The sequence below is a fragment of the uncultured Novosphingobium sp. genome (genome assembly GCF_964277725.1).
GTDB classification, from domain to species: domain Bacteria; phylum Pseudomonadota; class Alphaproteobacteria; order Sphingomonadales; family Sphingomonadaceae; genus Novosphingobium; species Novosphingobium fluoreni.
Genome location: NZ_CAXYKL010000281.1, coordinates 1 through 14,848, shown reverse-complemented (window position 1 = coordinate 14,848; position 14,848 = coordinate 1). Strand labels below are relative to the sequence as shown.

General features: G+C 64.2%; 14 protein-coding genes and 1 pseudogene. 4 read left to right on the top strand and 11 right to left on the bottom strand.

What is annotated here, in order from left to right:
• A pseudogene (locus tag ACHWRX_RS15565) lies at nt 1–356 on the top strand (glycogen debranching enzyme); the annotation flags it as partial.
• A gap of 294 nt (nt 357–650) precedes the next feature.
• Here ACHWRX_RS15565 and groL read toward each other — a convergent pair.
• The 3 genes from groL to ACHWRX_RS15550 all read right to left on the bottom strand — a co-directional run bounded on the left by groL (nt 651) and on the right by ACHWRX_RS15550 (nt 4,179).
• Nucleotides 651–2,297, bottom strand: coding sequence for a chaperonin GroEL (gene groL, locus ACHWRX_RS15560; protein WP_394659866.1), 1,647 nt, complete (start codon nt 2,295–2,297; stop codon nt 651–653).
• Nucleotides 2,298–2,344: 47 nt separating this feature from the next.
• Nucleotides 2,345–2,632 carry a co-chaperone GroES gene (gene groES, locus ACHWRX_RS15555; protein ID WP_058735044.1) on the bottom strand — a complete coding sequence of 96 codons (288 nt, stop codon included), beginning with the start codon at nt 2,630–2,632 and terminating at the stop codon, nt 2,345–2,347.
• 140 nt (nt 2,633–2,772) lie between these two features.
• Nucleotides 2,773–4,179 (bottom strand): MATE family efflux transporter, encoded by a 1,407-nt coding sequence (locus ACHWRX_RS15550; protein ID WP_288417338.1) that lies wholly within the window; start codon nt 4,177–4,179, stop codon nt 2,773–2,775.
• 181 nt (nt 4,180–4,360) lie between these two features.
• On the opposite strand from ACHWRX_RS15550, the gene ACHWRX_RS15545 reads away from it, so the two are divergent.
• On the top strand, nt 4,361–4,750 hold the full coding sequence (locus ACHWRX_RS15545; RefSeq protein ID WP_394659865.1) for a c-type cytochrome: 390 nt from the start codon (nt 4,361–4,363) through the stop codon (nt 4,748–4,750).
• Nucleotides 4,751–4,829: 79 nt separating this feature from the next.
• Here the strand turns inward: ACHWRX_RS15545 and ACHWRX_RS15540 are convergent, their stop codons facing one another.
• The 3 genes from ACHWRX_RS15540 to rplJ all read right to left on the bottom strand — a co-directional run bounded on the left by ACHWRX_RS15540 (nt 4,830) and on the right by rplJ (nt 6,690).
• On the bottom strand, nt 4,830–5,408 hold the full coding sequence (locus ACHWRX_RS15540) for a hypothetical protein (protein ID WP_394659864.1): 579 nt from the start codon (nt 5,406–5,408) through the stop codon (nt 4,830–4,832).
• A 307-nt stretch (nt 5,409–5,715) separates the two neighbouring features.
• On the bottom strand, nt 5,716–6,093 hold the full coding sequence (rplL, locus tag ACHWRX_RS15535; RefSeq protein WP_058735041.1) for a 50S ribosomal protein L7/L12: 378 nt from the start codon (nt 6,091–6,093) through the stop codon (nt 5,716–5,718).
• A gap of 81 nt (nt 6,094–6,174) precedes the next feature.
• On the bottom strand, nt 6,175–6,690 hold the full coding sequence (gene rplJ / locus ACHWRX_RS15530) for a 50S ribosomal protein L10 (protein ID WP_394659863.1): 516 nt from the start codon (nt 6,688–6,690) through the stop codon (nt 6,175–6,177).
• A 396-nt stretch (nt 6,691–7,086) separates the two neighbouring features.
• On the opposite strand from rplJ, the gene ACHWRX_RS15525 reads away from it, so the two are divergent.
• The gene (locus tag ACHWRX_RS15525) at nt 7,087–8,181 is read left to right on the top strand and encodes a GGDEF domain-containing protein (protein WP_288417329.1); all 1,095 of its coding nucleotides are present in this window, start codon (nt 7,087–7,089) and stop codon (nt 8,179–8,181) included.
• Nucleotides 8,182–8,217: 36 nt separating this feature from the next.
• Here ACHWRX_RS15525 and ACHWRX_RS15520 read toward each other — a convergent pair whose 3' ends face one another.
• The 5 genes from ACHWRX_RS15520 to ACHWRX_RS15500 all read right to left on the bottom strand — a co-directional run bounded on the left by ACHWRX_RS15520 (nt 8,218) and on the right by ACHWRX_RS15500 (nt 11,223).
• Complete coding sequence (locus tag ACHWRX_RS15520; protein ID WP_394659862.1) at nt 8,218–8,850, bottom strand: twin-arginine translocation pathway signal protein; 633 nt, start codon at nt 8,848–8,850, stop codon at nt 8,218–8,220.
• Nucleotides 8,851–8,989: 139 nt separating this feature from the next.
• The gene (locus ACHWRX_RS15515; protein WP_058735038.1) at nt 8,990–9,253 is read right to left on the bottom strand and encodes a helix-turn-helix transcriptional regulator; all 264 of its coding nucleotides are present in this window, start codon (nt 9,251–9,253) and stop codon (nt 8,990–8,992) included.
• Nucleotides 9,253–9,804 (bottom strand): DUF2975 domain-containing protein, encoded by a 552-nt coding sequence (locus tag ACHWRX_RS15510; protein ID WP_394659861.1) that lies wholly within the window; start codon nt 9,802–9,804, stop codon nt 9,253–9,255. Before ACHWRX_RS15510 ends, ACHWRX_RS15515 begins: the two co-directional genes overlap by 1 nt.
• Nucleotides 9,805–9,827: 23 nt before the next feature.
• Nucleotides 9,828–9,959 carry a hypothetical protein gene (locus ACHWRX_RS15505; RefSeq protein ID WP_275934643.1) on the bottom strand — a complete coding sequence of 44 codons (132 nt, stop codon included), beginning with the start codon at nt 9,957–9,959 and terminating at the stop codon, nt 9,828–9,830.
• A 193-nt stretch (nt 9,960–10,152) separates the two neighbouring features.
• Nucleotides 10,153–11,223, bottom strand: coding sequence for a hypothetical protein (locus tag ACHWRX_RS15500; protein ID WP_394659860.1), 1,071 nt, complete (start codon nt 11,221–11,223; stop codon nt 10,153–10,155).
• A 506-nt stretch (nt 11,224–11,729) separates the two neighbouring features.
• On the opposite strand from ACHWRX_RS15500, the gene rpoB reads away from it, so the two are divergent.
• Nucleotides 11,730–14,848: DNA-directed RNA polymerase subunit beta (gene rpoB / locus ACHWRX_RS15495; RefSeq protein ID WP_394659859.1), on the top strand; the 3,119-nt coding region annotated here is incomplete at its 3' end.

Below are 14,848 nucleotides of genomic sequence, written 5' to 3'. Positions count from 1 at the left end.
CGCTGTTCGCGTCCACCGGTACCGTGATGCTGACGGCGGGGGACGAGTTCGGCCGCTCGCAACAAGGCAACAACAACGCCTACGCGCAGGATAACCCGGTGACCTGGGTGGACTGGGCGGGCCGCGATCTGGCGTTGGAGGTCTATGTCGCCGGCCTGGCGCGATGGCGGGCCGAACGGCGCAAGTGGTTCACGCAATTTCCCCAAGCCGGGCAATGGCTGTCGCGGCACGGCCCAATGACAGTGGCGGACTGGGAGGCAGCAGGGGTGGGCTATGTGGCCTACCGATCGGATGATTCTGCCCGGCCTTATGGCTTTGAGGTTGATCGTGAGGGCTTGCGCGTAAATCTGGGCTGAATTCGGGTTGTCGCACCGCCCTCATGCGTTTCGACTTCGCTCGACATGATTGGAGAGAGGGCCAAGGTTCTTGCTCTGCCCTCGTCAGTTTCGCGAAGGCGAAAATCCATCTCACGAGATGGGTCCATCTCACGATGAGTTGCAAATCGACCGGGCTTTACACGCGCCCCAATCGCTAGACGCCGCATTTAAAACCTTCAATGGCACTACCCTTTGCGTCAGGGCATCGTCCAAAGCAAAAGGCCGGGGGATCGCTCCCCCGGCCTTCGATATGCTTGGACTGAATGACTGGCCTTAGAAGCCCATGTCACCCATGCCGCCCATGCCGCCGCCGCCCATGGGGGGCATGGCGGGCTTGTCTTCGGGCTTGTCGCTGATCGCCGCTTCGGTGGTGATCAGCAGGCCGGCGACCGAGGCCGCGTCCTGTAGCGCGGTGCGAACGACCTTGGTGGGGTCGATCACGCCGGCGGCCACGAGGTTCTCGTAGACGTCGGTCGCGGCGTTGAAGCCCATGGTCTCGTCGTTTTCGCGCAGGAGGTTGCCCGAAACGACGGCGCCGTCATGACCCGCGTTGGCGGCGATCTGCTTTACCGGAGCAGTGATCGCACGGCGGATGATGTCGATGCCCTTGGTCTGGTCGTCGTTGGCGCCCTTGAGGCCTTCGAGAGCCTTGGTCGCGTACAGCAGAGCCGTACCGCCACCGGGGACGATGCCTTCTTCGACCGCAGCGCGGGTAGCGTGCAGGGCGTCGTCGACGCGATCCTTGCGCTCCTTCACTTCGACTTCCGACGCGCCGCCGACCTTGATCACGGCGACACCGCCGGCCAGCTTGGCGAGACGCTCCTGCAGCTTCTCACGATCGTAATCGCTGCTGGTGGTCTCGATCTGCGAGCGGATCTGCTCGACGCGGGCCTTGATCTCGTCAGCCGAACCGTTGCCATCGACGATGGTCGTGTTGTCCTTGTCGATCGTGACCTTCTTGGCTTCACCCAGCATGCCGAGCGTGACGCTCTCCAGCTTGATGCCCAGGTCTTCCGAGATCATCTCGCCAGCGGTCAGCGTGGCGATATCGCCCAGCATCGCCTTGCGACGATCGCCGAAGCCCGGCGCCTTGACGGCGGCGATCTTCAGGCCGCCACGCAGCTTGTTGACGACGAGCGTGGCCAGAGCCTCACCCTCGATATCCTCGGCGATGATGAGGAGCGGACGGCCCGACTGCACCACAGCTTCCAGGATCGGCAGCAGCGCCTGCAGCGACGACAGCTTCTTCTCGTGGATGAGGATGTAGGGGTTGTCCAACTCGACGGTCATCTTGTCGGGGTTGGTGACGAAGTAGGGCGAGAGGTAGCCGCGATCGAACTGCATGCCTTCGACGACGTCCAGCTCGAACTCGAGGCCCTTGGCCTCCTCGACGGTGATGACGCCTTCCTTGCCGACCTTTTCCATGGCCTCGGCGATCTTCTCGCCGACTTCGGTGTCACCGTTGGCCGAGATGATGCCGACCTGGGCGATTTCCGAGGAACCCGAGACGTTCTTCGAACGGCCCTTCAGGTTCTCGACGACCTTGGTGACGGCGATGTCGATGCCGCGCTTCAGGTCCATCGGGTTCATGCCGGCGGCGACGGCGGTCATGCCTTCGCGGACGATGGCCTGGGCCAGCACGGTGGCGGTGGTGGTGCCGTCACCGGCCTTGTCGTTGGCCTTCGAAGCCACTTCGCGCAGCATCTGCGCGCCCATGTTCTCGAACTTGTCCTTGAGCTCGATTTCCTTGGCGACGGTCACGCCGTCCTTGGTGATGCGCGGCGCGCCGAAGCTCTTGTCGATCACGACGTTGCGGCCCTTGGGGCCCAGCGTAACCTTCACGGCGTTGGCGAGAGTGTCCACACCGGCGAGAATGCGCTCACGAGCGTCGCGCGAAAAGCGTACGTCCTTGGCTGCCATTGTCAAAATTCCTTATTTATAAAAGAGATACGAAGAAGCGATCAATCTCAGGCGATGACGCCGAGGATGTCCGATTCCTTCATGATCAGCAGGTCTTCACCGTCGACCTTCACCTCGGTGCCCGACCACTTGCCGAACAGCACGCGATCGCCGACCTTGACGTCGAGCGGGGTGATCGTGCCGTTTTCGGCGCGAGCGCCGGTGCCGGCGGATACGATCTCGCCCTCGGCGGGCTTTTCCTTGGCGCTATCAGGGATGATGATGCCGCCGGCCGTCTTTTCTTCAGCCTCTACGCGGCGCACGAGAACACGGTCGTGCAGCGGACGAAAACCCATGGGATTCTCCCTATCCAGTAAACATGAAAGATCTTGGCACTCCCGGGTCGAGAGTGCCAGCGGGCTGGGATATGGTTCGATGCCGTGCCCGCGTCAAGCACACTGGGAACAAAAATTGATATTTGAATTACAGGTTCGGCTCAGCCGAAGGTCGCGCTCGGCAGAAGGTTGAAACGGGCGCGACCGACCCAGCGGATCAGCAGCAGGATCGCCGCGACGGTGAGGCCCACGGCCAGTCCGATCCACACGCCGATACCTTCCAGCGCGGTGTTGAAGCCCAGCCAGTAGGCGGTGGTGAAACCGGCGAGCCAGTAGCTGACCACGGCGATCACCATCGGCACGCGCGTGTCCTGAAGTCCGCGCAGCACGCCCGCGATCACCGCCTGCGCGCCGTCGACCAATTGGAATGCAGCGGCCACGGCAAGGTACTGGATGGCGAACACGATCATCGCCGCATTCTCAGGCGCATTGATGTCGATATAGGCGGCGACGATCAGGCGCGGCGCCAGCAGCATGGCGGCGGCGGACACGCCGACGAAGGCCATGCACACCAGGAACGCGGCCCAACCGGCGCGGCCCACCGCCTCACGATCGCGGGCGCCGAAGTGATAGCCGACGCGGATCGTCGCGGCCTGACCGATGCCGAACGGCACCTGGAAGAAGATCGAGGCGATCTGCAAAGCCACGGTGTGCGCCGCCAGTTGCGCCTCACCGATGCGGCCCATCAGGAACGCGGCGGAGCTGAACAGGCCGCCCTCCGCCATCAGGGTCAGCGCGATCGGCAGGCCCAGCGCGACGATCTGGCGCATCCGCGACCATTCCGGCCGCCACCAGCGACCGAAGATATGCATGCGCCGCAGCCTCCGGTCCGAGCGGATGGCGAGGCAGTAGGCCAGCACCGTCAGACACGCGGTGATGAAGCTGGCGAGCGGGGAGCCCAGCAGCCCCAGCGGCGGCATGCCCAGATGGCCGAACACCAGCGCCCAGTTGCCCAGTGCGTTCACGCCGATCGCTATGGCGGTGATCACGGTGGCGAAGATCGGGCGGCCCATGGCGGATACGAATGTGCGCAGGACGTTGACCACCAGCATCGGGATCACGCTGAGCGCGCAGACACGCAGGAAATCGCCGGCCAGCTTGGCCAGCACCGGCGTCTGGCCGGTGGCGCGCACCATCGCCTCGCCGTTGAAGCACACCGCGATGCCGCCGATTCCCAGGAAGACGCAGAGCCACAAGGCCATGCGCACCGAGCGGCGCACTTCGCGCACCGCATGGCGGCGGCGGCCCAGCTCCGCCGCGATCAGCGCGGCGACGGCCCCGGTCAGGCCGTAGAACGCCATCAGCATTACCGCGAAGATCGCCACGGCCAGGCTGGACGCTGCCAGAGGCTCCTGCCCCAGGCGCGAAACGAACATGACGTCGGTGGCGAACACCGCCATCTGCAAGATGTTGGCCGCCGCCAGTGGCCCTGCCAGACGCAGCGTAGCGATCAGTTCCGTGCGGAACTGGCCGGGTGCGGGGCGGGTGAGGATCGGGGCGGCAGTCATCGTCCGGTCATGCGTTGCGGGCCGCCAGGCTCGGCGGAACGGTTCGATAGGCGCAGGGGCGGCAAGGGGAAAGGAAAATCGGCCTGTCCTGCCGCTTTCATGCCCTTGCGCCGCGACTTCGCTCGACACGATCGGGCGGTTGTGCTGGGGGCGTGCAGGCTTGCCAGCCACGAGGATCACGATGCGCCGAACCTGTCTTGTCGCCCTAGCTCTCTTGGCGCTGGCCGCCTGCGCGCCGCGCAAGCCGGACGCCGGGGGCGAGGGGCAGACGAGCGGCGCAGGCAAGGCCCCGCCCGCTTTCGCCATTTGCGCAGGCTGCCATTCGGTCAGGCCAGGCGGCGGCGGTTCGGGACCCAGCCTGGCAGGCGTCTGGGGGCGCAAGGCGGGTACCTTGCCTGGCTACCCCTATAGCGAGGCGCTGGCGAAGTCCGGCATCGTGTGGGACGAGAAGTCACTCGACCGCTGGCTGGCGGGACCGATCCAGATGGTGCCCGGCACCAAGATGGTCTTCGGCATTCCTGACCAGGGCGCGCGCAAGGAAATGGTCGATTATCTCAAGACGCTGAAATAGCAAAAGCAGCGACGCTCCCCCGGTGTGTGTGGGGGGGGGGGGAAGGCGCCGCTGCTCGCGGGGGACTGAAAGAGCCGGATCAGACCTTCTGGCCAGGCTCGGCTTTCGGCGGACTTGCGGGAACCACGGCCTTGACCGGGGTGGGTGCGCTGCTGGTCGCCGTCTGGCACCCGTCGGAGGCGGCTTGCGTCACCTTGGGCTGCGCGCTGCTGCCGTCCGAACTGTAGGACACGGTGCGCGTGCAACCGTTGGCGTCCGTACTGGACGAGAAGTAGCTGACTTGCGCGCCTTGCGGCAGAGTCCCGGTCATGGTGAAGCCGGGCTGGACGATGCCGCCGCTCTGTTGCGCCAATGCCGCCTGCTGCAAGGCGATCTGCTGCGTCACGGCGGCGCGCTGCATCATCGCGTGCATCTGCGCGTCCATCATGGCCGAGATGCGCTCCATCTCGGCAAAGGGATCGGCCATGCTGACCTGCTGCATCGGCGGCACGAACTGGACTTGCGGCGCGACATCGCCGGTATAGCGCACCTCCACCACTTGCCCGTCCGGCGTGGCGATATTCATGGCGTGGATCTTCTGGGTGGCGGCTTGGGCGACGCCAGCCCCGAGCAGCGCGACAGCGGCTCCGGCGAAACAATACTTGGCAATCTTGCGCATCGGCGGATCACTCCTTCGACTCTTTCGAATGCGAGACGGGGAAGCTGCGACCGCGAAGCTGAACGGCGGATGACGAAGGGGGCGCGATAGCCCGCTTGAAGGTTACCATGCTCCGTCGCCCCGGACTTGATCCGGGGCCCCGCTGTCTCGTGGGGTCACGGAAGAAAAGCGGGATCCCGGGTCTGGCCCGGGATGACGATGCTGTTGGTTGATGGGATGGGGCAAATAGGGCCCGCCCCATACGAAAAAGGGCGGCCCCGAAGGACCGCCCTTTCCTGTTCCAATCCGGAGGATCGGAAGAAGTCGATTACTTGACCTCGACGGTGCCGCCGGCTTCCTCGATCTTCTTCTTGATTTCCTCGGCCTCGGCCTTGTTCACGCCTTCCTTGATCGCCTTGGGGGCGCCCTCGACCAGAGCCTTGGCTTCGGCGAGACCCAGCGACGTGATGGCGCGGACTTCCTTGATGACCTGGATCTTCTTGCCGCCGTCACCGGTCAGGATGACGTCGAATTCGGTCTTCTCTTCAACCGCTTCGGCAGCAGCGCCACCGCCGGCAGGGCCAGCAACGGCAACGGCGGCAGCGGCGGAAACGCCCCATGCCTCTTCCAGAGCCTTGGCGAGGTCAGCGGCCTCGAGAACGGTCAGCTTCGAGAGTTCTTCAACGAGATTGGCGATATCGGCCATGGTATTTCACTCCTAATTGTGGACCCGGCGCCGAGCGGCGGCCGGGCAAATCGCTTGAAAACTTTGCCTGAGCTTGAAAGCTTAAGCGGCGTCCTTCTCGGCATAGGCGTTGAAGACGCGCGCCAGCTTGGACGCCGGAGCGACCGTGAGCTGGGCGATCTTGGTCGCCGGTGCCTGGATGAGGCCGATAAGCGTGCCACGCATCTCGTCGAGCGAGGGCATCGAGGCGAGCGCCTTGATGCCGTCCGCGTTCAGAACATGCGTACCCATCGAACCGCCGACGATCTCGATCTTGTCGGTCGTCTTGGCGAAGTCCACGACTGCCTTGGCGGCAGCGACGGGATCGACCGAAGTGGCGATCGCCGTCGGACCCGAAAACATCGTGTCGATGCCTTCATAGTCCGTGTTCTTGATGGCAAGCTGGGCAAGTTTGTTCTTCGCCACCTTGTAGGTCGCGCCCGCATCGCGGATCTTGATGCGCAGGGCGGTGGACTGGGCCACCGACATGCCGAGATTGCGGGTGATGACCACCACGCCGACCTCGTTGAAGACCGCGTTGAGCGAAGCGACCGAATCGGCTTTCTGCGAACGATCCATGCCTTACTCCTTCACAATGGCCGCCGCGCTTGACGCGTGACGACCGGCTACGTTTTTCACTCACCGCGAATGCGGCAAGCTCTCCGTGGCCGCGGACGCGACCAGGAGAAGTTCCGTTCGATGGGGAAGGAGCCGTGCCGAAGCACGATGCGGCACCGCGCCAGGAGCGAAGGGCCGAAAGAATTCTCTGTCCCCGTCTAGGCTGGAAATTAAGGGGGAAGCCCCCACCAACTGTCTCGGACGGCTGACACGGCCATGGCTTTCGCCGGACCGGTCAACGCGGGCCTTTGGCGAAACAGCCTTTCAGAGTCAAGTCGCTCTAACGACTTGGTCATACCTGTGGCCGTATAGTCCGCCATCCGAATCCGCGATTGCGGCTATTCCGGGGGGTTTTGGGTGGACTTATCGACGCTGCATGTGACCGATGCCTTGGTCAACCTGACGTGTGGCCTGATGTGCCTTTCGATCTGGAGCCACGATCGCCGCGATCAGTGTCTGGCGCTGTGGGGAGTCGGACTGCTGATCTACGGCGTCGTCGCCTCTGTGCTGCCCTTCGCGCCGCCCACCTGGATCTGGAGCAGCGCCAGTTACTCCGCCCTCGAAGTGGGCATCCTGTTGTTCTGGGGCGGTTTCCGTTCGTTCGACGGCAAGCCCCCCTTCACCCGCCCGCTGCTGTTCCTGCCCTTCGCCCCGCTGTCCGTCTGCCTGTTGCTGGGCAGCCTGGGATGGGATTGGTCGGAGGCGGACCGCGCGGCCTTGCTGGCGCACTGCACGATCGCTGCGGCGCTGGCGACATATACGATACGTTCGCGCATGAGCTGGCGCTGCCCGCGCGCGATCTCGGCCTATTCGATGTATATCATCGCTGCCAGCGTCGCGATCCCGGCGCTGCTGCGCGGCACCTGGCTGACCCCGACATCGGCCGAGATCATGATCGCCCTGGTCGATCACGTCATGACGATCGTGTTCACCTTGTCGGTCATCGCGATGGTGGGCGAGCGTGATTTCCAGAAGGCCGCCCACGCCGCGCGCGTCGATCCGCTGACCGGCGTGCTGAACCGCAAGGGCCTTGCCGAAGCGATGATCAGCCGCACCTCTCCGCAAACTCTGATGCTGGTGGACCTCGATCACTTCAAGGTGATAAACGATCAGTTCGGGCATGACTGCGGCGATGAAGTGCTGCGCGATTTCACCGGCCGCGCCAGCGCGACGATCGGCGGTGCCGCGCTGCTGGCGCGCCTGGGCGGCGAGGAGTTCCTGATCGTCTCGGAAGACAAGTGCATCGACGAGGCAGAGCGCCTGGCCGAAGCCGTGCGTCTGGCCGCCCGCCGCGAACCGGTGCGTGCGGGGCAGGCTTCGATCCCCTTCACCGTCAGCATCGGCGTCACCATGTGCAACAGCACCGACGATTTCCAACGCGCGGTAAAGCGGGCCGACGATGCGCTGTACCAGGCCAAGGCGAGTGGCCGGGACCGCGTGGTGACCTGCTGATCGGGTAGCAGTGGCCCGCATCATCGACTCAGAGAATCACTGAGCCGTTATAGCCGACTTTGCTTTTGTCGCGGTGATCTTCGTGTCCCACGTGGCCCAGGGAATCGTGCGACCGGGAGAAGCGACGTTCCGGAACGGCCAGTCCTTGCGCACCCATTCCATCACCCAGGACTGCAGCCGCGCGTCGAACCCCGCGTCGTATTCCGCCTGGGTCACCCACATCCGCACCACCGCATCGTATCCAGGCACCGGGCTGGGATAGACGTAGACGCAGCCCCTCTCTCGTTTGCCGTCCGGCGTCAGCACGGCGTAGGCGAAGGATTCGCGGGCAATGAAGCGGGCCTGTTCGGCCTTCATGTCCGCCATGGCCTCGGCTGCGGAGATGCCGGGATGCGGCCAGTTCTTGCTGCGCGTGAATGTGGCCTGCAAGTGCGGGATCGAAGACATGTAGGCGGCATGGTCGATCATCGCGAGATCAGGCCCGAGCGGGACAAGCTTGAAGCCCGGGCCGGTCGATCGCGTCGGTACCTCGAAGCTCGCCGGGACCAGTTCCGGCGATCGTGTGGCCGAAGACGGCGGCGGCGCAACCTCCTCGGCCCGCGCCACACCGCTCGCCATCACCATGATCGCACCGACAAGGGCGGCAAGCTTGAAGATATGGCCAGTCATTGCAGCGCCTCGGTCGGGATCGATAGGGGGTGGCCGGTTGAACCCCGAAATGCGTGGCGATCCTAGATATCCACGCGGGATGAGCGGCATAGAGCGCATCTATGGCCAAGCCGACGCGCTCCATGACGACGCGCCGGGTTCAACTGCCCTCCTGCGCTTCGTACCCCAGCAAGTCTCCCGGCTGGCAGCCGAGTTCGCGGCAGATCGCCTCCAGCGTGGAGAAGCGGATCGCCTTGGCCTTGCCGGTCTTCAGGATCGAGAGGTTGGCCAGCGTGATGCCGATCCGCTCGGCCAGCTCGGTCAAGGTCATGCGGCGTTCGTACAACAGATCGTCCAGCTTCACCACGATGCGGGTTCCTTCCGTGTCTTCGGTCTCGGTATCTGCTTTGGGCTTGGCCGCCATCACACGGTGCCTTCCAGTTCGGCGCGCATTTCCGCGCCCTTGCGGAACACCCGGGCCAGGATGAACAGGATCAGCATCAACAGCAGGCCATTGCCCGACACACCGCTGTCCACCTGGATCTCGCCCCGGATATGCGGCGCATCTCCCGCCACGCGATCCAGCAGGGTGGCGATCCCGCCGATCAGCGCGGAGGCCAACTGCACGCCCAGTGTCAGCCATGCCATCTGCGTCAGGCGCGTGGCGTTGATCGGTACGAACGGATCGCCGGCCCCCACCGTGTCCACGATCCGCTTCAGCAGTTGGAAGATGCGGAACAGGATCAGCACAAGCACGGTGGCGACGGCGAGCAGGCCGATGACGATGGGCACGAATTCGCGCGGTGAGAAGTGATGGGCTTCCTTCGCCAGCTCGATGGAAATCTCGCTCTGGAAGATGAAGAGCAGCGGCACGGCGGCCACGCAAGCGGCGGCGGCCACCACCGAGCAGGCCATGAGGAACCACAGCAGGCCCTTGGCAATGGCGAGCAGCGGATCACGGGTGATAGCGTTCATCGGTTTTCCTCCAACTTCGCGGGTTACATCAGGACCGGGGTGGTGGCGGCGGGCCGCACCACATGGGTCATCGGCGCAGCAGTCTGGCTCCACAGCATGGCGGCCAGGCCGAGTGCGAGGAAGGGGGCGAAAGCGCGGGGTGTAGCGTGTGTCATTGTTCGTTCTCCGATACGGCTAATATCGATATTCAATAATACCGCTTCGCTACATCGTCAAACGATAATATCGAAAAACGATATTTTCCTTATCGAAGATCGGTTGGCGGGATTTGGCCGCCGGCTTTCGACATACAAAAAGGGCGGCTTCCGCGTGGGAAGCCGCCCGATTGCGTCAGGAAGGAAGAACCCGTTAGGCCGTGACGAGCGGCGACTTGACGGGGGCAGGCGTAGAGGGCTTGGCCGTCGAAGACTGATAAGAGCGGAAGTCGAACGGAGCCTCGCGATGGCCCTCCGCCTCAAGGCGCTGCAGTATCAGACGAGCGCGCTTGCGGCGGGCCTGGCGCGAGGTGAAGGGATTCGCTTCATCCGGCGCCGCATCCACCATACGATCCAGAATAGCCGCGCGCTCCTCTGCATTCGCCGGCGCTCTGGTCATTGCCGAAGCGGCGGTCGGAGTGGCGAAAGTGCGGTTGGGTCGCGCAGTGACCACGGGGGCGGCGACATAGGCCGGAGTGGCCTCCTCACGCGGGGCCTCAGCCCTTTCGGTGGCGACGAAGGCCGGTTCGGCAGCAACCTGCTCGTCCGTTTCCACGCGGCGGCGGCGCGAACGCGTAGCAGCGAACCCGGCAGCGCCGATGCCCAGCAAGCCCAGCAGGCCGGCGATCGCGACGCCGGGGATGCCGTCCTGCGCCGGGGTGGCGGGATCAGCCTGGGGTGCCGGGGCCGGCTCCACGGCACGCGTCGGTGGGTCGTGGAGGATGTTGGCGCTCGAAGCCTTTGCGGGAAGCGCAGGGGCGGTATCAGCCGCCGCCGCAGGCGCGGCAGCCGCCGCAACGGCAGGCGTAGCGGTGGAGGTGCGAGCGGTTTCACGCGCCGCAGCCTGCGGGGTCGCCGAACGCGTGTTGCGTGCCAAACGAGTCGTCGCTGCCGGTTCCGACGAGGCGGCGGTGGTGTTGGTCGCCGCCGGAGCCGCAGCCGTGTCGGTCGCAGTCACCGGATCAACCGAGATCGCGGGGGCGCCGGTCGTGGCAGACGCTGTTGCCGGGGCCGGAACCGAGGCCGGTGCCGCCTGAATCGGCGACGCCATCGGCGTAGTTGCCGGCTGTGCAGGGGCCGAAGCGGCAGGCGGCGCAATATCAATGACCGGCGCGGCTTCCTGAGCCGAGGCGGAAGTGGAACCAAGCGCGAGAACAGCGGCAATCGCTGCAGTGGCGCTGAACGAACGAGTGAATGTCTGTGCCATGCCAAGTAGAATGCGCATTATACTGATCGGTTACAGTGCTAATACTATTTTTCGCGATGAAGTGAATTACGGATCAGGATGAACCGTTAACTGCTAACCCTGGCAATCAATTTTGCTGGACAAACATCGAAAGTTTATTACCGATCATCGCATTATTCGAAACTGATATGTTAATCTGAAGTTCATTTGGGGACGGCGTTTTCGATTTCTCATCGGCCACGGCCCTTGGTCCCCGGTGCGCGGGCTGTGATTGACTCTGCGAGGTCGTGCTCCTATATGCCGACCTCACTCACCGCTTCGAGCAAGACGGATCCAGCGCGGGGATACGTCACGAACAGGAAGCGGTCTGGGTATTCATCTGACGCAACAGGCTGCGAATTGCTGGTCTGCCTTATCGGGCAGGCATGCATACGCGGCCTTTGTCGCGTTTGGATGGTCCGCCTTTTGGGCGGCGATTTCGCGAGAGATAACGATGGTGGCCGGTCTTCGTGATCGGCCAAGAGCGAGAAGGCGATAGATCCCTCATGGCGACCAATCCCGTCAATCCGGACGTCTCGGCGAACAGCAGTTCGCCCAAGGCCAACCGCAAGCGCATCCGCAAGATCTTCGGCGACGCGCACGAAGTGGTGCAGATGCCGAACCTGATCGAGGTTCAGCGCGAGAGCTACGAGCAGTTCCTGCGCTCCGATCCGGCGACGGGCTACGTTTCCGGCCTGGAAAAGACGCTGCGCTCGGTATTCCCGGTCCGCGACTTTGCTGGCACCAGCGAGCTGGACTTCGTCCACTATGAGCTGGAAGACCCCAAGTACGACGTGACCGAGTGCCGCCAGCGTGGCATCACCTATGCCGCTCCGATGAAGGTGACGCTGCGCCTGATCGTGTTCGAAGTGGATGCCGAGACCGAGACCCGCTCCGTGCTCGATATCAAGGAGCAGGACGTCTACATGGGCGACATGCCGCTCATGACCGAGAACGGCACCTTCGTCGTCAACGGCACCGAGCGCGTGATCGTTTCGCAGATGCACCGTTCGCCGGGCGTGCTGTTCGATCACGATCGCGGCAAGACCCACTCTTCGGGCAAGTTCCTGTTCGCTGCGCGCGTGATCCCGTATCGCGGTTCATGGCTGGATTTCGAGTTCGACGCCAAGGACATCGTCAACGTCCGCATCGACCGCAAGCGCAAGCTGCCGGTCACCGCGCTGCTCTATGCGCTGGGCCTGGACGACGAGAGCATTCTCGATCACTTCTACGAGACCGTCACGTGGCAGCGTGGCGAAGGCGGCTGGCGCCTGCCTTACGTGCCCGAGGCATGGCGCGGCCTGAAGCCGGCGTTCGACATCGTCGATGCGAAGTCGGGCGAAGTCGTGTTCGGCGCGGGTCACAAGATTTCTCCGCGCGCCGCCAACAAGGCGCAGAAGGACGGCCTTGCCGAGCTGCTGATCCCGACTGAGGAAATCTTCGGCCGCTATTCCGCCAAGGATCTGATCGACGAGACCACGGGCCGGATCTATATCGAATCGGGCGACGAAGTTTCGCCGGAGAACCTGGAGGCGCTGGACGCCGCCGGTTTCGATGCGATCGAGCTGCTGGACATCGATGATGTCAACACCGGTCCCTGGATCCGCAACACGCTGAAGGCCGACAAGGCCGAGAACCGCGAGATGGGCCTGGAAGCCATCTACAAGGTGATGCGTCCGGGCGAACCGCCGACGAAGGAAACCGCAGAAGCGCTGTTCGACGGCCTGTTCTTCGATGCCGACCGCTACGACCTGTCGGCCGTGGGTCGCGTCAAGCTGAACATGCGCCTGGGCCTTGAGGTCGAGGACACCGTCACCACGCTGCGCACCGACGATATCCTGGCGGTGGTCAAGGAACTGGTGAACCTGAAGGACGGCAAGGGCGAGATCGACGACATCGACAATCTCGGCAATCGCCGCGTGCGTTCGGTGGGCGAGCTGCTGGAAAACCAGTACCGCGTCGGCCTGCTGCGTATGGAGCGCGCCGTGAAGGAGCGCATGTCCTCGGTCGACGTGTCGACCGTGATGCCCAACGATCTCATCAACGCCAAGCCCGCCGTGGCCGCGGTGCGTGAGTTCTTCGGCTCCTCGCAGCTGTCGCAGTTCATGGACCAGACCAACCCGCTTTCCGAAGTGACGCACAAGCGTCGCGTTTCGGCGCTCGGGCCGGGCGGTCTCACGCGTGAGCGCGCGGGCTTCGAAGTCCGCGACGTTCACCCGACGCACTATGGCCGCATCTGCCCGATCGAAACGCCGGAAGGCCCGAACATCGGTCTGATCAACTCGCTGTCGACCTTCGCCCGCGTCAACAAGTACGGCTTCATCGAGACGCCATACCGCAAGGTAATCGACGGCAAGGTGACCGGCGACGTGGTCTATCTTTCCGCCATGGAAGAGCAGAAGCACACCGTCGCCCAGGCATCGGCCGATACCAACGAGGACGGCAGCTTCGCCGAGGAACTCGTCTCGGCCCGCCAGAACGGCGAGTTCGTGATGAGCCCGCGTGACCAGATCACGCTGATGGACGTGTCGCCCAAGCAGCTCGTTTCGGTCGCCGCATCGCTGATCCCGTTCCTGGAAAACGATGACGCCAACCGCGCACTGATGGGCTCGAACATGCAGCGCCAGGCGGTGCCGCTGGTCAAAGCCGACGCGCCGTTCGTGGGCACCGGCATGGAAGAGACCGTGGCGCGCGATTCGGGCGCGGCGATCTCGGCCCTGCGCGCCGGCGTGGTCGACCAGGTCGACGCGACGCGTATCGTCATCCGCGCTTCGGGAGATATCGAGGCCGGCAAGTCCGGCGTCGACATCTACCGCCTGCAGAAGTTCGAGCGTTCCAACCAGTCGACCTGCATCAATCAGCGTCCGCTGGTGAAGGTGGGCGATATCGTGGGCAAGGGCGATATCCTGGCCGACGGGCCCTCGACCGAGCTGGGCGAACTGGCGCTGGGCCGCAACAGCCTCGTCGCGTTCATGCCCTGGAACGGCTACAACTACGAGGACTCGATCCTGATCTCCGAGCGGATCGTGAAGGACGACGTGTTCACGTCGATCCACATCGACGAGTTCGAAGTGATGGCCCGCGATACCAAGCTGGGGCCTGAGGATATCACGCGCGACATTCCCAACGTCGGCGAGGAAGCCCTGCGCAACCTCGACGAAGCGGGCATCGTCTACATCGGCGCCGAAGTGCACCCGGGTGACATCCTGGTCGGCAAGATCACGCCGAAGGGCGAATCGCCGATGACGCCGGAGGAAAAGCTCCTCCGCGCGATCTTCGGTGAAAAGGCCAGCGACGTGCGTGACACGTCCCTGCGTCTGCCGCCGGGTGTCTCGGGCACGATCGTTGACGTGCGCGTGTTCAACCGCCACGGTATCGAGATCGACGACCGTACCCGCGCGATCCAGAACGAGGAAATCGAACGCCTCGCCAAGGACCGTGAGGACGAGCGCGCGATCCTCAACCGCGCCACCTACAATCGCCTGCGTGACATGCTGCTGGGCCAGACCGCCACGGCAGCGCCCAAGGGCGTGAAGAAGGGCGGCGTGATCGACGAGGATCTGCTGGCCGAGGCCGAGCGCCACGACTGGTGGAAGTTCTCCGTCGAGGACGATCACGTCCAGTC